The organism is Halalkalibacter alkaliphilus (assembly GCF_023555415.1).
Classification (GTDB): domain Bacteria; phylum Bacillota; class Bacilli; order Bacillales; family Bacillaceae_D; genus Halalkalibacter; species Halalkalibacter alkaliphilus.
On record NZ_JAKRYL010000002.1, the window covers coordinates 56,952 to 79,434 of the forward strand.

Annotated in this window: 21 protein-coding genes, 1 riboswitch and 1 other annotated feature; of the genes, 16 read left to right on the plus strand and 5 right to left on the minus strand. The window is 38.1% G+C overall.

Annotation, left to right across the window (positions count from 1 at the left end; translation table 11 throughout):
- Window positions 1-43 precede the first annotated feature (43 nt).
- The 3 genes from ccsB (at window position 44) to MF646_RS01855 (ending at window position 3,899) form a co-directional block, all read left to right on the plus strand.
- Window positions 44-1,234, plus strand: a complete 1,191-nt coding sequence (gene ccsB / locus MF646_RS01845; protein WP_250094790.1) for a c-type cytochrome biogenesis protein CcsB — start codon at window positions 44-46, stop codon at window positions 1,232-1,234.
- A gap of 173 nt (window positions 1,235-1,407) precedes the next feature.
- Complete coding sequence (locus MF646_RS01850) at window positions 1,408-2,121, plus strand: response regulator transcription factor (protein ID WP_250094791.1); 714 nt, start codon at window positions 1,408-1,410, stop codon at window positions 2,119-2,121.
- Between the two features lie 2 nt (window positions 2,122-2,123).
- Window positions 2,124-3,899 carry an ATP-binding protein gene (locus tag MF646_RS01855; RefSeq protein WP_250094792.1) on the plus strand — a complete coding sequence of 592 codons (1,776 nt, stop codon included), beginning with the start codon at window positions 2,124-2,126 and terminating at the stop codon, window positions 3,897-3,899.
- Window positions 3,900-4,093: 194 nt separating this feature from the next.
- Here MF646_RS01855 and MF646_RS01860 read toward each other — a convergent pair whose 3' ends face one another.
- Both MF646_RS01860 and metE read right to left on the minus strand, forming a co-directional pair.
- Complete coding sequence (locus MF646_RS01860; protein WP_250094793.1) at window positions 4,094-4,267, minus strand: hypothetical protein; 174 nt, start codon at window positions 4,265-4,267, stop codon at window positions 4,094-4,096.
- A gap of 13 nt (window positions 4,268-4,280) precedes the next feature.
- Window positions 4,281-6,560 (minus strand): 5-methyltetrahydropteroyltriglutamate--homocysteine S-methyltransferase, encoded by a 2,280-nt coding sequence (gene metE, locus MF646_RS01865; protein ID WP_250094794.1) that lies wholly within the window; start codon window positions 6,558-6,560, stop codon window positions 4,281-4,283.
- A 124-nt stretch (window positions 6,561-6,684) separates the two neighbouring features.
- Window positions 6,685-6,871: riboswitch (cobalamin riboswitch) on the minus strand.
- 230 nt (window positions 6,872-7,101) lie between these two features.
- Here metE and MF646_RS01870 point away from each other — a divergent pair.
- From MF646_RS01870 to MF646_RS01900, 7 genes are all read left to right on the plus strand, one after another.
- Window positions 7,102-7,689 (plus strand): cob(I)yrinic acid a,c-diamide adenosyltransferase, encoded by a 588-nt coding sequence (locus MF646_RS01870; protein ID WP_250094795.1) that lies wholly within the window; start codon window positions 7,102-7,104, stop codon window positions 7,687-7,689.
- A 187-nt stretch (window positions 7,690-7,876) separates the two neighbouring features.
- Window positions 7,877-8,788, plus strand: a complete 912-nt coding sequence (locus MF646_RS01875) for a VanW family protein (protein WP_250094796.1) — start codon at window positions 7,877-7,879, stop codon at window positions 8,786-8,788.
- A gap of 177 nt (window positions 8,789-8,965) precedes the next feature.
- Complete coding sequence (locus MF646_RS01880; RefSeq protein WP_338035465.1) at window positions 8,966-10,441, plus strand: spore germination protein; 1,476 nt, start codon at window positions 8,966-8,968, stop codon at window positions 10,439-10,441.
- A 14-nt stretch (window positions 10,442-10,455) separates the two neighbouring features.
- Entirely contained in the window at window positions 10,456-11,568 is a 1,113-nt protein-coding gene (locus tag MF646_RS01885; RefSeq protein WP_250094798.1) for a GerAB/ArcD/ProY family transporter, read from the plus strand.
- Window positions 11,546-12,655 (plus strand): Ger(x)C family spore germination protein, encoded by a 1,110-nt coding sequence (locus MF646_RS01890; protein ID WP_250094799.1) that lies wholly within the window; start codon window positions 11,546-11,548, stop codon window positions 12,653-12,655. The genes MF646_RS01885 and MF646_RS01890 overlap by 23 nt, the downstream gene beginning before the upstream one ends.
- A gap of 90 nt (window positions 12,656-12,745) precedes the next feature.
- Window positions 12,746-13,666 (plus strand): peptidoglycan DD-metalloendopeptidase family protein, encoded by a 921-nt coding sequence (locus tag MF646_RS01895; protein WP_250094800.1) that lies wholly within the window; start codon window positions 12,746-12,748, stop codon window positions 13,664-13,666.
- Between the two features lie 76 nt (window positions 13,667-13,742).
- Window positions 13,743-14,132, plus strand: a complete 390-nt coding sequence (locus MF646_RS01900) for a hypothetical protein (protein ID WP_250094801.1) — start codon at window positions 13,743-13,745, stop codon at window positions 14,130-14,132.
- Window positions 14,133-14,322: 190 nt separating this feature from the next.
- On the opposite strand, the gene serA is transcribed toward MF646_RS01900, so the two are convergent.
- On the minus strand, window positions 14,323-15,945 hold the full coding sequence (serA, locus tag MF646_RS01905; RefSeq protein ID WP_250094802.1) for a phosphoglycerate dehydrogenase: 1,623 nt from the start codon (window positions 15,943-15,945) through the stop codon (window positions 14,323-14,325).
- Window positions 15,946-16,020: 75 nt separating this feature from the next.
- Window positions 16,021-16,245, minus strand: a binding site (T-box leader).
- Between the two features lie 183 nt (window positions 16,246-16,428).
- Between serA and MF646_RS01910 the strand changes: the two genes are divergently transcribed.
- Window positions 16,429-17,481 (plus strand): M14 family metallopeptidase, encoded by a 1,053-nt coding sequence (locus MF646_RS01910; protein WP_250094803.1) that lies wholly within the window; start codon window positions 16,429-16,431, stop codon window positions 17,479-17,481.
- Window positions 17,482-17,533: 52 nt separating this feature from the next.
- Here MF646_RS01910 and MF646_RS01915 read toward each other — a convergent pair whose 3' ends face one another.
- On the minus strand, window positions 17,534-17,782 hold the full coding sequence (locus tag MF646_RS01915; RefSeq protein WP_250094804.1) for a ferredoxin: 249 nt from the start codon (window positions 17,780-17,782) through the stop codon (window positions 17,534-17,536).
- 236 nt (window positions 17,783-18,018) lie between these two features.
- Here MF646_RS01915 and MF646_RS01920 point away from each other — a divergent pair, with 236 nt between their 5' ends.
- From MF646_RS01920 to MF646_RS01940, 5 genes are all read left to right on the plus strand, one after another.
- Window positions 18,019-19,080 (plus strand): YpbB family protein, encoded by a 1,062-nt coding sequence (locus MF646_RS01920; RefSeq protein ID WP_250094805.1) that lies wholly within the window; start codon window positions 18,019-18,021, stop codon window positions 19,078-19,080.
- The gene (locus tag MF646_RS01925; RefSeq protein ID WP_250094806.1) at window positions 19,070-20,593 is read left to right on the plus strand and encodes a RecQ family ATP-dependent DNA helicase; all 1,524 of its coding nucleotides are present in this window, start codon (window positions 19,070-19,072) and stop codon (window positions 20,591-20,593) included. The genes MF646_RS01920 and MF646_RS01925 overlap by 11 nt, the downstream gene beginning before the upstream one ends.
- On the plus strand, window positions 20,577-21,176 hold the full coding sequence (locus tag MF646_RS01930) for a CPBP family intramembrane glutamic endopeptidase (protein ID WP_250094807.1): 600 nt from the start codon (window positions 20,577-20,579) through the stop codon (window positions 21,174-21,176). Before MF646_RS01925 ends, MF646_RS01930 begins: the two co-directional genes overlap by 17 nt.
- A complete protein-coding gene (locus MF646_RS01935; RefSeq protein ID WP_250094808.1) occupies window positions 21,169-21,402 on the plus strand; it encodes a hypothetical protein in 234 nt (77 codons plus the stop codon). Before MF646_RS01930 ends, MF646_RS01935 begins: the two co-directional genes overlap by 8 nt.
- A 91-nt stretch (window positions 21,403-21,493) precedes the next feature.
- Window positions 21,494-21,952 carry a DUF2663 family protein gene (locus MF646_RS01940; RefSeq protein ID WP_250094809.1) on the plus strand — a complete coding sequence of 153 codons (459 nt, stop codon included), beginning with the start codon at window positions 21,494-21,496 and terminating at the stop codon, window positions 21,950-21,952.
- A gap of 126 nt (window positions 21,953-22,078) precedes the next feature.
- Here the strand turns inward: MF646_RS01940 and MF646_RS01945 are convergent, their stop codons facing one another.
- Window positions 22,079-22,309, minus strand: coding sequence for a hypothetical protein (locus MF646_RS01945; protein ID WP_250094810.1), 231 nt, complete (start codon window positions 22,307-22,309; stop codon window positions 22,079-22,081).
- Window positions 22,310-22,483: the final 174 nt, after the last annotated feature.

The window sequence follows — 22,483 nt, forward strand, 5'->3', positions numbered from 1 at the left end:
AATGGAGACATTCCTAGCCCTTTTTGTGAGGAGGATACATCAAATGGCAGCAATCAGTTCAAATTTCCTACTTATTGCCTTTTTCGTTTATCTATTAGCGACGATTGCGTTTACTGTCTCTATTACAGGGAAGAAATGGCGTGACAAACAAGGGGAAATGACCGGAAACAGGTGGGGCTTTTTCGGCTTCCTATTGTCGATTTTAGGCTCTTTATTATCAATTGGGTATTTTATCACACGCTGGATTCATTCAGGACATGCTCCAGTTAGTAATATGTTTGAGTATATGACATTCCTTGGAATTGCGATTGGCTTTGCATTTGTTATTATTTATGCTATTTATCGCTCTAATTATCTTGGGTTGTTTACAATGCCAATTGTTATGCTCATCATTGCATATGGCTCAATGTTCCCTGGTGAAGTGGCGCCGCTTATTCCTGCGCTTCAAAGTATCTGGTTGAAAATTCATGTTATTACAACTGCAATTGGCCAAGGAATCCTTGCTATTGGTTTTGTAGCAGGCCTTATTTACCTTATTCGGACGATAGACTTTACTAAAGCAAATAAACAAACTCGATCATTGGAATTTGTTTTGTATGCCATTTTAAGTTTAGTTGGCTTTATTTTAATGGGGTCTATTTTTAATGCAATGAATTACGAAGCGAATTTTGCATACATCAATGAAAATGGAATGGAAGCTGAAATGACGTATACTCTCCCAGCCTTAGTTGGTCCAAATGAGGGGGAACTTTTAACGGAAGGAGTTATGTCACCAATTGTTCACGCTCCGGCCATTATTGTCGCTAATGACTTAAATACAGTTATTTGGTCTCTATTCTCAGGCTTTGTCCTGTATTGGGTGTTAAGGTTCGTTTTACGGAAACGAATTGGTGCAGCAATCCAACCGATATTAAAGGGAGTTAGCCCTCAAGCAGTTGATGAAGTTAGTTATCGTGCCATTGCAATTGGCTTCCCGATATTTACCCTAGGTGGACTAATCTTCGCCATGATTTGGGCCCAAATTGCTTGGACACGCTTCTGGGGGTGGGATCCGAAAGAAGTGTGGGCACTCATTACATTTCTTTTCTATGCTGCCTATTTACATTTACGGTTATCGAAAGGATGGCATGGAGAGAAATCAGCTTGGCTATGTGTAATTGGATTTGCCATTATTATGTTCAACCTAGTCTTTGTAAACTTAGTTATTGCTGGTTTACACTCATATGCATTATAAAGCACAATGAAGAAAGCGATAAGGCGATAGTAACTGCGCTTATCATTGAGACCTACTGAAAAAGGAGAAAGTTCCTTTTTTAGTAGGTCTCTGCTAAATGTACTGGGTTTTCTTTCATTTGATAATTTTGTGGTAAAATACATACAATAGCTTGATCCGAGGAGGAAGGAATAATGGAAAAAGAAGCACGTATTTTAGTAGTAGACGATGAGGATAGAATTCGCAGATTGTTAAAGATGTATCTAGAGCGTGAAAACTATGAAGTAGAAGAAGCAGAGAATGGGGAGCAAGCATTAGAATTGGCTCTTGGAGAGGAGTACGACTTAATCCTTCTAGATATTATGATGCCTGGAATGGATGGAATTGAAGTTTGCCAGGAACTAAGGAAAACAAAGGCTACACCTGTGATGATGCTGACTGCAAAAGGGGAGGAAGCAAACCGAGTGCAAGGATTTGAAGTAGGGACAGATGATTACATCGTTAAGCCATTTAGCCCTCGCGAGGTCATCCTGCGAGTAAAGGCATTATTAAGACGGTCTTCTTCAACTAAATTCTTGCAAACGGACACACAAGCAAAAGATGTATTGGTTTTTCAACATTTAATGATTGATAATGATGCCCATCGAGTGACAGTGTCAGATGAAGAAATTAGCCTGACTCCGAAAGAATATGAACTGCTTCATTATTTGGCTCAGTCGCCTGATAAAGTGTTCTCTAGAGAGCAGTTATTAAAAGATGTATGGAATTACGACTTCTTTGGAGATCTACGTACGGTTGATACACATATTAAACGGTTACGTGAAAAATTAAATAAAATTTCACCTGAAGCTGCTTCTATGATTTCCACTGTATGGGGGATCGGTTATAAATTTGAGGCTGTGAAGTAAGAATGTTTTGGCGAAGTGTCGTAGGGAAGCTTTGGTTTACCATTTTAGCTTTAGTCTCTGTTGTCCTTAGTATTTTGATGGTGCTGATGCTTCAATCATTTGAAAGATTTCATGTAAATGAGGCAGAATCCCAGCTTGTAAACCATGCGACAATGATTGCTTCTATGTATGAAGGATATGAAAATGAAAGAGATGCTCTTTATACGATTGACCAATATGGACAGGCTTTTGATACCCATATTATTATCCTTGTAGATGGAGAGAAAACATGGAGTACAGATGAAGCTGAAGCTCATCAAGTAACGCTGGATACATTTTTTACAGATGAGACATTATCACAAGTGTTTTCTGGTGAAAAAGTCGTGATGACAGAAGGAGACTTTCTTTTTGTTGGAGATGGGGAAGAAGTTCATTCTGAGATCATGGTTGTAGGTGTTCCGCTTTCTCCTGAGCGGTTTGATGATGGGGCTGTATTCCTGTATCAATCATTAGCTGCGATTGAAGAGGCGTCGAATGAAACAAAGCAAATTATTTATTTCTCCGCTGGTATTGCGTTAGTTCTAACAACGATTTTTGCTTTCTTCTTATCGACTCGAATTAATGCACCTTTGCGTAAAATGAGGGAAGTAGCTTTAGAGGTGGCTCAAGGTAAATTTGATACAAAAATACCGATTCTTACTCATGATGAGATTGGTCACCTAGCAATTGCATTTAACCGAATGGGTCGTGAATTAAATACGAATATTAATGCCTTAAACCAAGAAAAGGAGCAACTTTCCCGCATTTTAGGGAGTATGGCTGATGGTGTTATTACGTTAAACAAGAAAGGCCGGGTTGTTTTGACTAATCCACCGGCTGAGCGATTTATTCAATCTTGGTACTATGAGCAGGGAATGAAACATGATAGTGATGAACCACTACCAGCCGCATTACAAACATTGTTTGAGAAGGTTGTTTTGTTAGAGAAAGAACAAGTAGCTGAAGTAGAAATGCAAGGGAGAAGCTGGACGGTTTTAATGACACCATTATATGATCGTCAGGAAATACGGGGAGCGGTCGCTGTTCTTCGAGATATGACTGAAGACCGCAGGCACGACAAACTTCGTAAAGACTTTATTGCCAATGTCTCTCATGAGCTACGGACACCTATCTCAATGTTGCAAGGGTATAGTGAAGCAATTATTGATGATATTGCTGGCTCTGATGAGGAGAAAAAAGAAATTGCTAAAATCATTTATGATGAGTCTTTACGAATGGGTAGATTAGTAAATGAACTTCTTGATATTGCGAGAATGGAAGCTGGACATGTTGAACTGAATAAAGAAGAGTTGGATGTTCAGTCATTTGCAGAACGTGTTATTCGGAAATTCCATGGTTTAGCTAGAGAGCAAGGAATTGATGTTTCATTAGAGATGGTTGACGTGGCAACGATAAACTGTGACCCAGATCGAATTGAGCAAGTGTTAACAAATTTATTGCATAATGCGATTCGTCATACAAGTGAAAATGGCCAAGTTAAGCTAATTATTCGCGGTTATAATGAAGGATGTAAATTTGATGTTGTTGATACAGGATCAGGCATACCGGAAGCAGATCTGCCATATGTGTTTGAACGTTTTTACAAAGCGGATAAAGCTAGGACGAGAGGACGTGGAGGGACAGGTCTTGGTCTTGCAATTGCGAAAAATATCGTAGAAGCGCATGATGGCCATATATCCGTTCACAGTAAAATGAATGAAGGTACGACATTTTCCTTCTTCATTCCAGGGAATAGATAATCTTAGGTAATAAAAGGAGCTGTCCTAAAAGGTGTGTTTTTGACCTTTTGGGACAGCCCCGAAGCAATGAGCGGAGTCGCTACATTTTTCTTGAAGCCTTGAGAGGAGTGGGTTCCTCCTCTCAAGGCGCGTAGCGAACGGAGCCATTGCCACCTCTGTTATCAGCTTTTGAGACAACCCTTTTTTTATCCTTATTAGTTCGATAACTTATAATAAGCAGCAATCCAGCGTTCTTTTGTGTTCGAATCAGTGAATGAGAGATAATGAAATAATGTCAGTAAGCTCTTGCGGTCCATATTTTTAATAAAAGCAAGAATAACTTTCTCATCTTTTGTTTGATTTAAAAAGGTGATTAGTTCATATCTCATTTGCAGCTCCTTCTTATTGAGTGACTTGTTTGGTAAGCTGATTTCTTGCAGATTTCGCAGCCTTCACCATGACCTCTAAAGCAGCAACCGTTTCTTTTTCACCACGTGTTTTTAACCCGCAGTCTGGATTTACCCAAAAAAGTTCAGCTGGTAAAACCGACAGTGCTCGCTCGATAGTTGAAGTCATTTCTTCTTCACTTGGAACACGAGGACTGTGAATATCGTACACACCAAGTCCAATACCTTTGTCGTAAATATTAGTTTCAAATGCAGAGATGATTTCCGCATGACTTCTTGAAGTTTCAATGGAGATAACATCGGCATCGAGTTCTTTTATAGCTTCGATAATTTCATTAAAATCGCTGTAACACATATGTGTATGAATTTGTGTCGTTTCTGCTACATCTGATGTGCTCATCCGGAAGGCTTCAACGGCCCAATTTAAATACGTATTGTGTTTTTCTTTCTTTAATGGTAGACCTTCTCTTAAGGCAGGTTCATCAACTTGAATCATGGTAATTCCCGCATGTTCTAATGATTGAACTTCTTTTAGTAAAGCTTCTGCAATTTGATAGGCCGCTTCTTGGTGTGGGATATCGTTACGAACGAAGGACCAATTCAAAATTGTAACTGGACCTGTTAACATTCCTTTAACTGGACGGTCGGTAAGAGACTGAGCATAAAGTGTTTCATTAAGCGTCATCGGTTTATCGAGTGATACGTTACCGAAAATGATTGGTGGTTTGACGCAGCGTGATCCATATGATTGCACCCAGCCATTTTTAGAAAAGGCAAATCCATTTAACTTCTCACCAAAAAATTCAACCATATCATTTCGTTCAAATTCTCCATGTACGAGGACATCAATATCTAACTCTTCTTGAATGCGAATCCATCTAGCGATCATGGATTTGATATTAGCCTCGTATGTATCATTCGATAGTTCACCTTTTCTCCATTTAAATCGAGCTTTTCTAACCTCTTTTGTTTGAGGGAAGCTACCAATCGTTGTTGTAGGTAGGAGTGGTAAATTCCATTTTTGGTTTTGTAACTGATATCTCTCTTGAAATTCCTTTGTTCGTTTAGTAGGAAGCCCGGCAGTTTCTTTTCTCACACGCCAATTTGATTCGTTTAATTTTTCAAATGACTGTTGATGACGGTTCAATAACTCTAGAGATGACTGAGTGGGGTCGTTTGTTACATCTCTTAGCAACCTTAATTCATCTAGTTTTTCGTCTCCAAAAGCTAAGGCGTCTTTAACAATAGGGTCTAGACCTGTTTCTTGCTCTAAACAAACAGGGACATGGAGCAAGCTAGAAGTTGGTTGCAAAATTTGATTTTTAAAGGGGACATGATTGCTAAGCTTATTTATAATTTGATGGCTTTCTAGCAGGTTGCTTCGCCAAATATTCCTTCCATCAATGATTCCTACCCCTAAAACCTTATCTTCAGGAAAACCAAATCGTTCAATAGCATCAATGTTTTCTTTATAGCCATATACAAAATCGAGACCAATTCCCTTAACCGGAATTTGTACTAATTGTTCATAGTGAGAAACGGACTCAAAATACGTTTGCAATATGATATTGACATTAGGTACGTTTGTTACAATTTCACGGTAAAGGTTAGAGAAAATTTCCATTTCCTCTTTTGTTATATCCATAACAAGATAAGGTTCATCTACTTGTACGAGTTTCGCACCGGCATCAGCAAGTTCAGACAACAATTGTGTATATACTGGAACAAAACTGTTTAAGATGTTAGCAAACTCTTCTTTTTTATAGCCTTTTGCTAGTTTTAAAAAAGTAAAAGGTCCAAGAATAACTGGTTTACCAATTATATTTAATTCTTTTTTTGCTTCTAAGAATGCATGAAGCGGTTTGTTTTCAACTAATTCGGGTTCTTTATTTTCAATTTCTGGAACGATGTAATGATAGTTTGTATCAAACCACTTAGTCATTTCGCATGCATGTGCCGCTTGGTTTCCGCGGGCCATGGCAAAATATGTTGATAAAGAAACCGGACCAGACGTATGAGCAAAACGTTTCGGCACTAATCCAAACATAGAAGCCGTATCAAGTACGTGATCATAGTAAGAGAAATCACCGATAGGAATATAATCAATGCCTTTATTTTTTTGCTTTTGAAGGTGATGCAGACGGTACTTTTTCATTCTTGTGGAAAATGTTTCCTCATTGATCGTAGAAGCCCAAAATGATTCTAATGTTTTTTTCCATTCACGGTTCTCGCCAATACGAGGATAACCTAAATTACTGCTTTTAACTGTTTTCATGAAATAGCCTCCTAAATAATGTTATAAACGAAAAAAATGGATATCATTACCGAAAATAGGGTAACGATATCCATAGAAAAATTAATGAAATATTGTTAACACCTCCCTATCTCCCGTAGGTAAAGCAGTGTTGTTAAAATAGGCAGGTCTCCTGGCTCTAGAATCAACGTCATCATGGTCTTCCCAGCAGTGGCCAGTGACAATTCATGATAACTCCTCTAATACAGTGGCGGGACCGCTCCGGATTTTCACCGGATTCCCTTTTAAACTTTGAATCAACATTCAAAGTACCTATTTTCAACATATGAAATTGTTTTAAACTTTATCTTAAGAGGTAGTTGGTTGTCAATAGTTATTTTATTATCACATTTAAAAACCTAGTGTTTTTATGTGGATACAATAATCATGTATACTAAAATGAATGGAGCGTCTCAGGTAATACTACTACTATCTTGGATAGAACGTACATATTTTTAAAAAAGCGATTTCATAAAAGGATAATATTTTCATGAGATAATAATAGGATAAAGGAGGATGTTAGATGAAGTTATATACACGTACAGGTGATGAGGGGAAAACGAGTGTAATAGGAGGAAGGCTTGATAAGGATGACACTCGGGTTATTGCATACGGCACGACAGATGAATTGAATTCATTTATCGGTCAGGCTGTGGCACAGTTGGATGAAGAACAGTTTCCTGATATAAAAATGGAATTAATAAAAATTCAACATGAATTGTTTGATTGTGGTGGGGATTTAGCGATGATAAGGGCGACAAAAGAATACCCTTATAAAGCCAAACAAGAAATGATAGATTTCTTAGAAAAGCGAATTGATGTTTATGTTGAAGAAGCTCCTGAATTAGAAAGATTTATTTTACCTGGTGGTGCAGATGCTGCGGCTACACTTCACGTGTGCCGAACTGTTACAAGGAGAGCAGAACGTTATGTGACAAGGCTGCAACGCGACTCAGAGGTGAATCCAATTGTATTAAAATATCTCAACCGACTTTCTGATTATTTCTTTGCTATTGCCCGAGTCGTCAATGCTAGGCTTGGAGTAAAGGATGTAGAATATGAAAGAAGTGCAATTGTTTTTAAAGGAGGAAAGCGAAAGAAAGAGCAGTAATATGAAGCGGTGTTATTAGAGACGCCACTGAAAAAGGAACGGTTTTCACCTTTTTTCAGTGGTCTTCCTATTGCTTAGTGTGATTTGTACTCGTTTTTTAACAAGAATTGTGTATTTGCCTGGAATGAATCATATTTCCTCTCATATATTGGTAAATGTGTTGGAACAAGTTAGAGGGGGATATGGGATGAAAAAAAGTTGGCTTGTTGTTCTTTTATTATTAGCTGGGTGTAGTAATGATGTTTCGGCTGAAGGACCTAAACCTGTTGCCGCTCATTCTACTTATTTTCAATCGGAATTGAATTGGAAACAACCTGTGTATTGGAAACTTAATTTAATTGATGAATGGAATGACCAACAACATGATGTCGTTCTAAATGACTATGGATATATGTCTAGTCATTCGCTTGATAAAGAAGCTTTACAACAATTAGCTAGAGAGTTAGCTATGCAAATAGACAAAGCGATGGAAAATCCACGCATCCTTCCAAATGGGGAGTTTACTCCAGGAAAAGAACGAGTGGTTTTATCCGAGCAGGAGCTTGTTGACCAATTACAAGAATTAGAAGCAGGAACAAAAGATCTAGTGATGCCGATTTCTGTCACTGCACCTTCTGTTTCAGAAGAAGATCTAGTTGGGATTGATCAACGAACGATAGGCGAATTTAAAACACATTTTAACCCTGCCGTTTCAGGAAGATCTCAAAACGTGAAATTATCAGCTGAGGCTATTTCAGGAGTTGTTTTAGGTCCAGGTGACTCGTTTTCATTTAACCAAACAGTTGGGGAGCGCACAAGAGAGCGGGGGTATCAAGAAGCGAAGGAAATTGTTAATAAAGAGTTCGTTATCGGTATTGGAGGAGGGATATGCCAAACGTCATCCACGTTGTTTAATGCAGTCGATAAGGCCGGTTTAGAAATGGTTGAAAGATACACGCATTCTAGAGAAATTGGTTATGTTGCTCCTGGCAGAGATGCAACGGTTTCGTGGGGAGGGCCGGATTTTAGGTTTACAAACCCTCATCCATACCCTGTACTAATAAAGTCAGATGTTAGCTTAGAGCGAGGAGAAATCCTAGTGACTGTCCATACACACTGAGAATGTAAGCGTGCAGATGCTTATGTTCTTTTTTTATGCGAATAGAAGAGCTCTGTTGATTATGTTATTTAGAATATTACTTTGCAACCGCATAATTGCACTGATTCCATTTCATACTAAAAGCGACAATGTATGGAGAATCGGGAAAGGGTGATAGAAGTGCTTGGAAGATGGCTGTTGAAACAAATTCAAGATAAACGAAAAGAAACACTTCAAGATGCGTTACAGTTGTTTCAACAATCAAGTGATTTTGTCATGCATGATTTATCGATCGCCTCCAAAGGGTTTCATATTGCGTATTTTCAAACATTAATTGATACAGATCGTCTAAATAAAGACATCCTTCCATTTATCACAGAGTCAGAAAGTCAAACATTAGAGGAAATAGTAAGGAACATTCCGATACAAGCAAAGGAAATCATTAAATCACCAAATGATTTACGTGAGAAGGTTATGCAAGGTTTTATTGTCATATTTGAAGGGGGAAATCAATCAAAATGTGCAGTAGTTGAAGTGGCGCTAGATTCGGGTCGCGAAGTAGCTCCCTCAGAAAATGAATTTACTGTAAATGGTCCACAAGAGTCCTTTATTGAGTCAATAGATACAAATATTAATTTAATCCGGAAACGATTGCCTTTGCCGCAATTAAAAATAAAGGAAATGAAACTAGGGAAAATGACACAGACTCGTGTTTCTTTGTTGTATATAGAGGGCATTGTTGACAAAGAAAACTTAAAGACGCTCGAACAAAGATTGTCAGACATTGAATTTGACCAGGTGATCGATTCAAATAGTTTAGCACAAATGATTAGTGATAATCAGATGTCTGTTTTCCCTCAAATGATTAATACACAAAGGCCAGAGCGTGTTGCAGCAGCCATAGCGGAAGGGAAAGTCGCCTTTTTAGCTGATGGATCACCAGAAGCGATCTTTGGTCCAACGACTTTGGTTGAGTTTTTCTCATCGTTAGAAGACTACTATATGTCCTGGCACATTTCATCAAGTGTACGGTTATTACGTTTCTTTGCTGTTGCTTTTTCCGTTTTTGCAACTCCTGTATATGTAGCGGTGCTGACATTTCACTATGAATTGATTCCTAGAGATTTGCTCTCAACCATTATTGCATCTAGGAGCAATATCCCTTTTCCGCCGATTATTGAAGCAATTTTTCTTGAATTAACAATTGAGCTATTACGAGAAGCTGGGGCTAGATTACCGACAAAAGTTGGTCAGACCATTGGGATCGTTGGAGGGATTGTTATTGGACAAGCGTCGGTCGAGGCTGGTCTTACAAGCAATATTCTTCTTATTATCGTTGCTTTAGCAGCTCTTGCTTCTTTCACAACACCCGTTTATCAAATGGGCAATACAATCCGTTTGATTCGATTTCCCATCTTAATAGCCGCTGCTTTTACTGGAGGAGTTGGGATTGCGTTTTTTGCTTTAGTAACAATAGCCCATCTATTGCAATTGAAGTCACTAGGAAGACCTTATTTTGAACCGATCTTCCCACCTAGATTTACAGATTGGAAAGATGCATTTGTAAGACTGCCATTTAACTGGATGTCGACACGTCCGGTTTATTTAAGACCACGGGATAAAGGTAGGTTTAATTTCTCAAGAGCAAGTAAGAAACATGATATTGATGAATAGTTGGAGGTGAACAAATGGACAATCCGATTAAAGAGAAATATTTAGTTTCAGGGTTTTTAACGTTATTTTTGATAAATGGCATGCAAGTGGGGATGGGGGTTTTAAGCTATCAACGAACGGTCGTAAAAAGCGCTGGGTATGATGCGTGGATCTCTGTCTTAATGGCGGGGATGGTTGTCCATCTGGTTATTGCCTGCATGTATATTTTACTAAAGCGTTCAAATGGCGATTTAATTTCTATTCATCAGCAAATATTTGGGAAATGGCTTGGGAATACGTTAAGTTTTGTTGCTTGTTTATATTTTGTTGTTTTAGGAACTACCGTTTTGCGGGGATATATTGAGATTGTTCAAGTTTGGATGTTTCCAGACCTTCCTACTTGGGGCATGGCTATTGTAGCAGCTGCTTTTTTTTATTATGTTGTTTCTGGAGGATTTAGGACCGTTGTTGGATTAACATTCTTAGGTGTCGTTATCCCGATTGTATTAGTTCCAATCCTGCTATTGCCATTAGAATTTGCTAATTTTATTAATATGCTTCCCATTTGGAAACATTCGATTGTGGAGCTTGCATTAGGTGCTAAAGAGACGACTTTAAGCTTTCTTGGCTTTGAGCTGTTGATGCTTTATTATCCATTCCTTAAAAACAAAGAACTTACTCAAAAATGGGCCCACTTTGGAGCGGCGATGACCACGATATCGTATACGGGCCTTATGGTCGTTAGCTTAGCTTTTTACAGTGAAGAACAGTTGAATCGGACGATTTGGGCAACCCTTACTCTTTTTAAAGTCGTGCAGTTGCCTTTTTTAGAACGATTTGAGTATATTGGGATTTCTATATGGATGTTTCTCATTGTCCCCAATATTGCGCTCGCTTTATGGGCGGCGAGTCGTTGTGCAAAACGGATTTTTCAAATGAATCAAAGAATAGCACTAGTTATATCTTTAGCTATAATGGTTATACTCGTATTATTAATGCCGACTAGGCAAGAAGTGAGTTTAGTTGATACGTGGGTTGGTGAAGTTGGATTTTACCTCGTTTTTGTCTATATACCGATACTAGTCGTTTTACAAGCGATCGTGTTGAAGTTCAGGAGGGGCAGTCATGAACAAACGACTTCTATGTAGTTTATTAGTACTTCTGTTGTTTGTTCTATCAGGATGTTTAGAGACAAGGATTGTGGATGAAGTTTCAATGATTCGTGCAGCAGCATTTGATTTAGATAAGGAAAAGGGATTAAAATTTACAGTTACGTTTCCGACGTTCCCAGAACAAGGCCAAGAACAAGAATTACAACAAGGGATTATTTCTGCAACGGGAGAAACGGCAAAAGGAACGAGAATATCATTAAACAAACAATCTCAAAAGCCAATAAGGTTTGGGCAACTAAGGCTGTTACTTTTTAGTCAGGAGTTAGCTGAACAAGGCGTGGAAAATACTGTTAGAGCCATGTATCGTGATCCTTCCGTTGGAAATCGCATATTATTAGCCGTTGCAGAAGGAAGTGAAGCTGGTGCTATGCTTGATTCAGATTTAGGAATTGGTGAATTGGCAGGGGTTTATATACCAGAGCTTATTGAACAAAATAATGATACAAGTATATTACCTCCTACAAATATGCATGAATTTCTCTTTAGTCTTTATAATGATGGGCGTGATCCTTACTTGCCAATGCTAGAGCAAACGGAAGATGATCGAATATTAGTAATAGGGACGGCGTTGTTTGATGGAGAAAGGTATCATTCCAAACTTGATCTGAATGACTCTTTTATTTTAAAAATGATGATCGATACAACAAGGCAAGCAGTTCAGCAATTTGAAGTAGAGTATGAAGGTGAACAAAGTTATGTTGTACTAGATAAGCTACATAGTGATGTGAAAAGGAATTTAGATAAATCAGGAGATGTGCCTGTATTTACCCTCGATATATCCATAAAGGGAGCTATCGAAGATTATGACGGAAAGATGAATTTAGATCAGGCCGATATTATTAAAGAAATGGAACAGTCTATTGAAGAGCAAATAGCAAATCGAGGTGAGGAATTATTAGTTCAATTTCAAGAAGGAGGTATAGATCCGGTTGGAATGGGAGAAAAATACCGGAGCACAACTAGAGACTGGAACCCAGAAGAATGGGAAAGTTTCTTATATCCAAGTGCTGAATTTAACGTACATGTAGATGTAAAGATTATTCAATCAGGAGCAATTGAGTAATAAAATAATGGAATAATATGATTCAAGCTTCAATAGGATAACTATGTGAAACAATGGGAATGACGAATAGATACAAATGAGGAGGAAAGTATGGTTGATTTTATTAAGCGAATTTGTATTGCTCTGGCCCTAGCTACGTTTATTGGCCTGCTATTTATAAGTACATCAACATCTTTTGCCCAAACAAAAGAAGAGGTGCCGGAAGAGCTCTTTGAAGCTCTTATCTGGCCCACTGTCGGTGAAATAACCGATACATATGGGACAAGATGGGGCAAGCACTATGGAATTGATATTGCTGCTCCTGAAGGAACAGTTGTTGTAACGATTGCAAATGGTACGGTCAGTAGATCGTACTATTCTGATACATATGGAAATGTCGTTTTTGTAGACCATGAAAATGGACTTGAAACGGTGTATGCTCATCTTCATGAGAGAATGGTGGAAGAGGGACAAGCTCTAACAGAAGGGGAGAAAATTGGTACTGTTGGTACAACTGGAAGATCTTCTGGAAATCACCTGCATTTTGAAGTACATAAAGGAAAGTGGAATGTCGAAAAATCAGAGTCAATAGATCCGTTTCTAGTTCTATCAAAGGAGCCTGAGTATATGTTTGCCTCATTAGGAGATGACTCTCCGTATGGGGAAGACTGGAAGCAACGCGAGATTGTTTCTGTTTTGAGTCCAAACCAACTAGAAGAGAGTGAGGATCGTTTGGGTTCTGATAAGCCAGTCGAAGTAACCGTGAATGCAGGAGCCACATTATGGAGTCTTTCAAAAAAATATGGGGTCTCCATAGATGAGTTAAAAGAGTGGAATCACCTTTCTAGTGACGTCATTACAGTTGATGATACACTTGTTGTGTTTCAAACCGATCAGGTCCATGTTATCCAATCCGGAGAAACGTTAACCTCTATTGCAAGGAGCTATGGAGTAACGGCTGTAGAAATTATAGAACAAAATGATTTACAAACAGATGTGATCATTCCAGGTCAGACCATCGTTATAAATTAATGGACAAGTCTGTGAAAAACTTGTCGAATATGGTAAAATTAAAGCAAGTTTTTGATTGATAGGGATGAAATTGTTAATGGGATTGGAACAGGTTAAGACGGATACGGAGTTATTCCAATGGCTCAATAAGCAGACTGATTTAAATAGCTATCAAGTGGACTTGGTTGATGGTTTTATCTTTATGCTCAAAAAAATTAATCAGCACGAATCGATTCGAATGATTAATGAGAATGAACTACATCCCCGCTTCTGGCGCTCACATGATCGCACGTTTGGATACGGATTGATGAGCCAGAAGACAAAGCAAAAGGGGGCGCATTTGTATCAATTTTATGTTGATGTCGCTTTTGCTGAGAGATTGGTAAGCCGAAATAAAGATCGGTTAACGCTGACAGAATTAGGGAGAGCGTATTTATTAAGAGATGTGGAAGAGCAGTTGGATGTACTATTCACATATATTTGGTAGCTAAAGAAAGAAGGCCACTGAAAAAAGGTAATGTTCTTCTCCTTTTTCAGTGGCCTTTAAGCAATGAGCGGAACCGTTGCATTGTCTTGAGCATGCTATGAGTGGGTTTCTCGTAGCTGGCGTGCAACGTGTGAAGCCATTGCTACTTCCTCGAATTTGCTAAAAGAGACTTTTTCAGCCCCCTCTTTTGTTAGCACTCAATCGTATCAGCAAAGTGAATGCCTTCAATTTGTTTAAGTTCCTGAATAACCTTATCGTCAACAAGTTTATCGACAGCGACCATCATAATCGCTTCTCCGCCTTCTTCTTTCCGACCAACTTGCATCGTAGCAATGTTCACTTGATGTTCTGCTAAAAGTTGACCCATACGACCGATTACTCCTGGTCTGTCATTATGTTGGATGTAGATTAAATGACCACTTGGAGTAAAGTCAACATTGAACCCATTAATATTAACAATTCGTGGGCCGTATTCTTTTATATACGTCCCTTTTAATTCAAATATCCGGTCTTCTCCACGGACAACCGCGTGGATGATGTTTGAGTAACCGTACGTATGATTGATTTGCTTTTCACCAAAGCTAATGCCTCGTTCATTTGCAATTAAACTCGCATTTACATCATTTACTGCTGCATCAACACGTGGTTGCAAAAAGCCTACGATAAGACTACGGGTTGTAATAGATGTTTCTAAACCTGTTACAGTTCCTCCATAATTTACATCAATTTCTTGTACAGGTGTACGCATCACTTGAGAAAGAATATTCCCCATTTTCTTTGTAAGTTCATAAAATGGCTTAACTTTCTCATAGACTTCTTTTGAAAGTGTAGGTAAGTTTATGGAATTGCTAGCTGGTTCGCCTTCAAGGAAGCGCAAGACCTCTTCAGAAACTTGAGCGGCTACATTCAGTTGAGCTTCCTTAGTTGAAGCTGCAATATGTGGTGTTCCGATTACATTTGGAAAAGAAAGGAGCTCTTTATCTGTTGCAGGTTCTTCTTCAAATACGTCAAGTGCGGCTCCGGCAATGTGGCCGTTAGCTAAGAAATGTTTCAATGCTTGTTCATCAATGATTCCACCACGTGCGCAGTTAATTAAAAATGTACCAGGTTTTGTTTTGGCGATATTCTCCATTCCTAGTAACCCTTTCGTTTCCTTCGTTAGTGGTGTATGGACGGTAATAATATCTGACCCAGTAAGGACTTCATCGAGAGTTGCTGTCGCTACACCAAGTTTTTCGGCGCGGGATTTCGTTAAAAATGGGTCAAAAACGAGTAAAGACATTTCAAATGCTTTTGCACGTTGAGCCAATTGAGTACCGATCCGGCCAAATCCTACTATTCCAAGTGTTTTTCCGCGTAATTCATATCCTTGAAATGCTTTTCGATTCCACTCTCCTGCCTTTATAGAAGCAACGGCTTGAGGGATATTTCTAAGTAAAGACATCATCATCGCAAATGTATGTTCAGCTGTTGAAATGGTATTGCCATCAGGTGCATTTACGACGACTACGCCCCGTTTTGTTGCTGCGTCAAGATCAATGTTATCTACCCCTACCCCCGCTCTTGCAACAATTTTTAGATTAGTCATCTTGGCTAATAGCTCATCTGTCACTGTTGTTGCACTTCGAACAAGTAGGGCATCAAATAGAGATAAATCATCAACCTCGTTTACGTTTTTTTCAACACATTTAACTTGATTGCTCTCTAGTAAAGGGAACAATCCCTCTTTGCTCATGCTGTCTGAAACTAAAATTTGATATTTCGCTTTTGTTTGATTTCCTGTAGGACGGTCGACAATTACTTGATTCTTCATTCTCTACACTCCTTATCTTTTCAACTTATGTTAGTGAGATACGCCAAAAAACCTTCTGCCCACACGACGGCTGCCGTGAGGGGCGGAAGGTTTATACCGCGGTGCCACCCTCATTCATGCGCAAAGAGAGCGCATCTTAAGGAGATATGTCTCCAAGATAACGGATTATCCGAATGTACCTACTTACTTTTCAGTACATGAACTCCGAAGGGCTATCAAGAATGGACCAAACTAGTTCGCAGCAACCACTAGTTCTCTGAATTGGTTTATCATTCTTTCATTCTTCATCATCGTTTCTTGTATGTTGAATTGTCAATAAAGATGAAATAGTACTAATTGTTTGATAATTTAACACAATGTCTTCAAGCTGTCAATCTAAATGTAGAAGTAAATACTTATTTTATAAAATGTAAACAAGGTAAATTTATTTCATTTGTATGGTTCAAAGCATTCGTACATATAAATGAATCGAGGAGGGATAGCATGAAACATATCGTTAAAAAAGGGGAAACCGTCAAAAAAATAGCGTATTTGTATAACATACGTCCATTCGACCTATTGTTATTCAACCCACATATTTATGCCGAAAATAGTTATGTACAGCCAGGAATGGAAATTCATATACCAGCTATTCAAGCTGAACAAAACATTATTACTGATTGGGACAGTCAAACAGAATTTTCTCAAAGTGATTTAGAAAAAAGACTTCCTGACTTAAAGAATTTGGGTATTCGAGTAGAAATTTTAGGTTACTCTGTCATGAATCAACCGATTTATGCTCTTTCAATAGGGAGTGGTAAGAAAGAGGTGTTTTATTCAGGGGGTTGGCATGCAAACGAATGGCATACGAGTAAATTTTTAACTCGTTACATACATGAACTTGCGACCTTTCACAAAAAAGGTGAGCTTATGTATGGATATGACGTAACAAAACTGTTACAAGACGTGACCCTTTATGTTGTACCATTAGTCAATCCAGATGGAGTAGATCTCGTTCTTCAAGGAATTTATCCAGATCATCCATTTTTCAAAGAGGTGCAACACATAAATAAAGGGGCTAAGAGGTTTGAGCATTGGTCGAGTAATATTAGGGGGGTCGACTTAAATCATCAGTGGCCAGCAGGATGGGAAGAGGAAGCAAAAGGTTCACCTCAAATACCTTGGGCAAGGCATTATAGCGGTAAGGGACCGTTAACGGAACCAGAAGCGCAAGCTATATACAGATTTACAATGGAACATTCATTTGCTTATGTTTTAGCTTTTCATTCTCAGGGGCAAGTGATTTATTGGGGATACCGTGGATTAGAGCCAAAAGAAAGCAAAGAGATGGTTCATCGATTATCAATAGTTAGTTCATATACACCTGTTCATACAGCTGAAAGTGATGGTGGATATAAGGATTGGTTTATTCAGGAAACAGGTAGAGCGGGCTTTACAATTGAAGTCGGTGTTGGCACCAATCCTTTATCTGTTGAATCTTTTGCAGAGATTTGGTCCAATAACTGTGTACTTGCACTAAAAGGACTTACTCTTTAAAACGTTGCAAACAGAAAAAAAGATAGCTCAATTTTGAGCTATCTTTCGTTGCTTATTCAAACTTAAGCGCATCCCCATCAAACGATTCATCTGCTACTTTGATGGAATCAGTTGGACAACCTTCTTGTGCGTCAATCATATCTTCTTCTAACTCTTCAGGAATTACTGCTGTTCCTTGGTTATCGTCAAGAATTACAAATGCAATTCCTTCATCATCATAATCATAAATATCCGGTGCTGCAGCGCCACAAGCTCCGCATGCAATACAGGTATCTTTATCAACGATTGTGTACTTTGCCATATTCAAAACCCTCCATTTAACATCCTGTTCCATTTATTACTAGTTTGACAAAACCATATGATTTCTACTGACCTATTGTAAAACGGATTGCCAAACTTTTCAACCAATTTTGTTTCAGATAGAGAGAAATTTAAACGTGTTCGTCTTATTTATTTACTCAATGTGTACTTTTCAGCCGCTTTGATCACTGGAATTTGTTACAATTAAAATATAGTTGTTTAAGGTGGTGAACACGTTTGGAGACAATAAGGCAGGCGATCATTGCGTCTACCATTCAAGCTTTTGGATCTGAGAGATCGATCTATGGTATTTTTCATTTACTTAAGGGAAAAAAATCTGCACAAACTATTCAAGATGGAGCTTTTTTTGGTGTGCTTACTTATTTTGGATTGTTCCCGACGTTAACTCGTGAAAAGATTGAAAGTGATATTTCCAGTCTCATTTCTAATGGTTATGTCGAAAAGGTCGATAGCGATCGAGTCTGTTTAACCGAAGCAGGTTATAGGAAAATACATAAATTTCAAACAGAACATCCTTTTATTAACGATTTGCAAGGTTGGGACTATCACCGTTTTTCTGAACAAGTATGGTTACGATTATCATTATATGTTCAAGTAATTACAAATGTTACTAATGGTCACCACCGTTTCTTTCCTGTAACTCATCAAATTGACGTTCAAGATTGGGTGAGAAGGCACCTTCCAAAAGAGCAACGGAAAAGAGAAGAATTAGCTCGGCAGTTACATATTGACCTAGAGAGATTTCTTGAAGATTGTTCCGAAGTCCAAGCTTTAGTTATGGTTTTACAGCTTAGTGGGAGGCAAAAAGTTGGCATGACGAAACAGCAAATAGCAGACCAGTTGAAACTAAGTATTGAAAAAATTAATATCATCCACTTATCTACGTTGCATCGTTTGATTAAGAAGGTTGAACGTAATGAACAATTTGTACATTTACCTCTATTCATTCAAGGGTTAAAAAGCTCGTTTGTATTAACTGAATCGGCAAGAGAGACGTATGGTCTGCTAGAGAAAGGAAAAACAATTGAGGAAATAAGTCATATACGAAAGTTAAAACGAAATACGATTGAAGATCATATTGTCGAGATTGCTATTCAAAACCCAGATTTTTCAATCCGACCATACGTTCCTATAGAAGTCGAGGAATTGATTGTGAAAGTTTCAAGAAAACTCCAAACAACTCGCTTGCGTGATCTAAAAGATAACATCCCATTTGAAGTAGATTATTTTGTTATCCGATTAGCGTTAGCTAGGAAGAAGGTGAAGTATGGAGCTTGAGAAATCATTACAACATTATTTTGGGTATACAAGCTTTCGAACTGGACAAAAAGAAGTAATTGAAGCGTTACTTTCTGGAAAGGATATTGTTGCAATGCTCCCAACAGGAACGGGTAAATCGATTTGTTACCAGCTTCCATCCTTGCTCTCATCAGGAGTTACATTAATTGTTTCCCCATTATTATCACTTATGGAAGATCAAGTACAACAACTGCGCAGTGATGGAATTAAGTCTGTAGCAGCCATAAATAGCTTTTTGTCTAAAGAAGAACGACATAATGTGTTTTCTACATTACATATGTACAAGATGATCTATGTATCTCCAGAAATGCTTCAAATTCCATACGTTCAAAACCAATTATCGAAAGTTCATATTTCATATTTTGTTGTTGATGAGGCCCATTGTATTTCTCAATGGGGGCATGATTTTCGGCCAGATTATTTACGCTTAGGTCAAGTGAAAAAAGCTCTTGGAAATCCTCCATGTCTTGCAATTACGGCGACAGCAACAAAAGAGGTTCAACAAGATATTAGCGTTAGACTTCACATGAACGCCCCTTGCTATTTAATTAATTCTGTCGACCGTCCATCGATTACATACCATGTTGAAACATGTGAAACAAATCAACAAAAAATGAAACGGGTTGAGCAACTTGTGGAATATTTGCAAGGGCCAGGAATGATTTACTTTTCTAGCAGAATGTGGGCAGAAAATGTAGCAGCAACATTAAAACGCAAAGGGTTCGGGAGGGTTGCTCATTATCATGGCGGATTGTCAACAGAAGATAGACTTTTAATTCAACAGCAATTTATGAATGGCCAGCTTGATGTCATTTGCTGTACAAGTGCATTCGGTATGGGAATTAATAAAAAAGATATTCGCTACGTTCTACACTTTCATTATCCTATTGATATGGAATCGTACGTTCAAGAAATTGGCCGGGCTGCTAGAGATGGAAAGCCAAGTGTAGCGATTTTACTCTTTTGTGAGGAAGATCGTGGTTTAAATACGCTTTTACTAGAGGGAGAGAGAGCGACGGATGATCAGTTAAATGAGATGCTAAACCACGTGAAAAATGTACGGACATGGACAAAGGAACAAGAGAGAATGATATTGGAAAGACTTAATGGAAATGAAATCGCTTGGCGTATCGTTCGATATCAATTAGAGACAAGAGGAATCATACAAGGTGACCAAGTACGACCTTTTTCTGTTGATTCCGTCCGTTCTCGCATACGGGAACATGAACAAGAGCGGTTAGAGAGCAAAAGAAAGAGGCTTGAAACATTTTTAAGGTGGATACGCACGACCGCCTGTCGAAGAGAGAAACTTCTGTTTTATTTCTCAGAACAAATAGAGAGCAGGCCAAAGAATTGTTGTGATAATTGCGGGGCAACCTTACCAATGGATAAAAATGAACAGGAAGATAAGATAGAAAAAATGGAATCGTGGAGAGACTTATTAGGCGATTTATTTGGGAGTAGTGTAAAGGTGAATGAAAAAACAAAGTGATGTTGTAGCTGAATTAACTGATCGGGAACTCAAGTTAAATGTTTATGCCACTCAAGTGATTTTGCTGATTCTAGCTGGGATTATTGGTTGGTTTGTATTTGATAACTGGCACGAATTTATTGGCTTGTTTCAAGTCAATATTGGGCTTATTATAGGAGTAGGCGGAGGAGTTGCCGTTTTCATCGTTTTACTAGATATTATTCTAGAACGTTTGTTACCGAAATCATGGCTTGATGATGGTGGAATTAATGAACGAGTTTTTCGGCATTTATCTCTCCTAGAATTAACAATTCTATGTCTCGTTATAGCTGTAGCTGAAGAGTTATTATTTCGAGCTGTTTTGCAATCAGCTTTTGGTTTAGTTATTGCTAGTACCCTTTTTGCTTTAATACATTTTCGTTATTTGAATAAACCAGTCCTTTTTTTAAATGTTTGGTTAGTAAGTTTTTTATTAGGAGCGTTGTTTTATTGGACAGGTAACATAATGGTAACGATCTTTGCGCATTTTTTGATTGATTTTTTATTAGGGTTATTTATACGATACCAATACCGTGTTAAGAAGGGGAGTGACGGAAATGGCTGAAAATTGGAAAGATCATGATCAGGCAGATCCATTACGTGAACAAATGGAATCGTTTCAACTGAAATCCGAAATAGAGGAGCCACTTCCACCAAGAAGTCAAATACATCGAAGAAGGTCGAGAAAAAAGAAAACAACAACACTTTCTTTTCCTCTTATAAGGGTGTTATTAGTTTTGTTTTTTATGCTAATCATTGCTGCAGTCACTTCTCCTTACTGGCTCTTTTAGAGGTAAACAATTCATCGCATGTCGTTGTCGTTCTTTTTATTCTAAAACATGTCCATCCTTCATACTAATGGTATAGGGGAGGTGGGGATGAATGAAGCTATTTAAAGAATGGAATGTTAGAAAGTATTACGGGCCAGAAATTGTTAAAGTGATGTTAGAAGAACTTGTTGCGAGGAAAGAAAAGTTTGAGAAGTTTGAGAAAGCGAAAATGTATTGGTCTATATTTGCTATGGGGTGTGCAGCATTATTCCTTTTGTTCGGGTCTACAGCATTAACTAGACAACAAATGTCGTTCAATACAAATATATTAAGCGCAATGATAGGTCATCCTCTCATATTATTATTAATGCTTCTTCTTTCAGTTTGTTTCATTCAATTGCGTGTATTTGTAAAAAAGGCAAAAAAGGCAGAAAAAGAATTTGATGAATTACGTGAAGAGATTATTGATCGAAGTTCGGAACTTTGGGAAAAGGATTCAGAATGGAAATCGCGAGAAGCGCTTTATTCCTATATAAAAAAAGAACATAATATCAATCTTTATCATAAATAAGAGGGGTTATCCGAAAAAGGTAAATATGCACCTTTTTGGATAACCCCTAAATAATGAGTGGAAGCCATTGAAATAAAGTTTGTGGCTATTTTAGACAGCCCCTTCCTCCTTATGAATCAAGAGCATTCACACTTTTGATTTTTTTAAAGCCGGCTTGCCAAAAAAAAGGTAGGTAGAGCGACAAAAATCATGATCACGTATGAGGATTTTTTGGTCATCGAATCCTTTTATAGGGCCAAAAGCTAGCGTTTTTCCTTGTTTAGAGCAGAAAACTTCAACAGGAAGCCCTAAACGGTGATTTAATTCAAGGTCTTGGTTTGTTACGAGCGATTTGTTCGTTAGTTTTGTTAATATCAAGCCTATCACTCCTTGGTGAGAGAAATTTTATCACACGATGAAAGCGTTTCCTTTTTGCTCTTATCTTTAGTATAGAATAAGTTTCCTAAATTTTCAATTTATTTGTAGGTTTTTCTAACAATTAATTCAAACGTTGAATGGACAACCTATTATTACTCCCTTAGTGAGTTGTCA

Bases quoted from the DNA above. Each gene is read 5' to 3' on its own strand.
- MF646_RS01850 (WP_250094791.1), top strand. From the start codon at position 1,408: ATGGAAAAAGAAGCACGTATTTTAGTAGTAGACGATGAGGATAGAATT.
- metE (WP_250094794.1), bottom strand. From the start codon at position 6,560: ATGAAAACAGTTAAAAGCAGTAATTTAGGTTATCCTCGTATTGGCGAG.
- MF646_RS01910 (WP_250094803.1), top strand. From the start codon at position 16,429: ATGAAACATATCGTTAAAAAAGGGGAAACCGTCAAAAAAATAGCGTAT.
- MF646_RS01940 (WP_250094809.1), top strand. From the start codon at position 21,494: ATGAAGCTATTTAAAGAATGGAATGTTAGAAAGTATTACGGGCCAGAA.
- MF646_RS01855 (WP_250094792.1), top strand. From the start codon at position 2,124: ATGTTTTGGCGAAGTGTCGTAGGGAAGCTTTGGTTTACCATTTTAGCT.
- MF646_RS01875 (WP_250094796.1), top strand. From the start codon at position 7,877: ATGAAAAAAAGTTGGCTTGTTGTTCTTTTATTATTAGCTGGGTGTAGT.
- serA (WP_250094802.1), bottom strand. From the start codon at position 15,945: ATGAAGAATCAAGTAATTGTCGACCGTCCTACAGGAAATCAAACAAAA.
- MF646_RS01870 (WP_250094795.1), top strand. From the start codon at position 7,102: ATGAAGTTATATACACGTACAGGTGATGAGGGGAAAACGAGTGTAATA.
- MF646_RS01925 (WP_250094806.1), top strand. From the start codon at position 19,070: ATGGAGCTTGAGAAATCATTACAACATTATTTTGGGTATACAAGCTTT.
- MF646_RS01930 (WP_250094807.1), top strand. From the start codon at position 20,577: ATGAAAAAACAAAGTGATGTTGTAGCTGAATTAACTGATCGGGAACTC.
- MF646_RS01885 (WP_250094798.1), top strand. From the start codon at position 10,456: ATGGACAATCCGATTAAAGAGAAATATTTAGTTTCAGGGTTTTTAACG.
- MF646_RS01895 (WP_250094800.1), top strand. From the start codon at position 12,746: ATGGTTGATTTTATTAAGCGAATTTGTATTGCTCTGGCCCTAGCTACG.
- ccsB (WP_250094790.1), top strand. From the start codon at position 44: ATGGCAGCAATCAGTTCAAATTTCCTACTTATTGCCTTTTTCGTTTAT.
- MF646_RS01900 (WP_250094801.1), top strand. From the start codon at position 13,743: ATGGGATTGGAACAGGTTAAGACGGATACGGAGTTATTCCAATGGCTC.
- MF646_RS01890 (WP_250094799.1), top strand. From the start codon at position 11,546: ATGAACAAACGACTTCTATGTAGTTTATTAGTACTTCTGTTGTTTGTT.
- MF646_RS01860 (WP_250094793.1), bottom strand. From the start codon at position 4,267: ATGAGATATGAACTAATCACCTTTTTAAATCAAACAAAAGATGAGAAA.
- MF646_RS01915 (WP_250094804.1), bottom strand. From the start codon at position 17,782: ATGGCAAAGTACACAATCGTTGATAAAGATACCTGTATTGCATGCGGA.
- MF646_RS01935 (WP_250094808.1), top strand. From the start codon at position 21,169: ATGGCTGAAAATTGGAAAGATCATGATCAGGCAGATCCATTACGTGAA.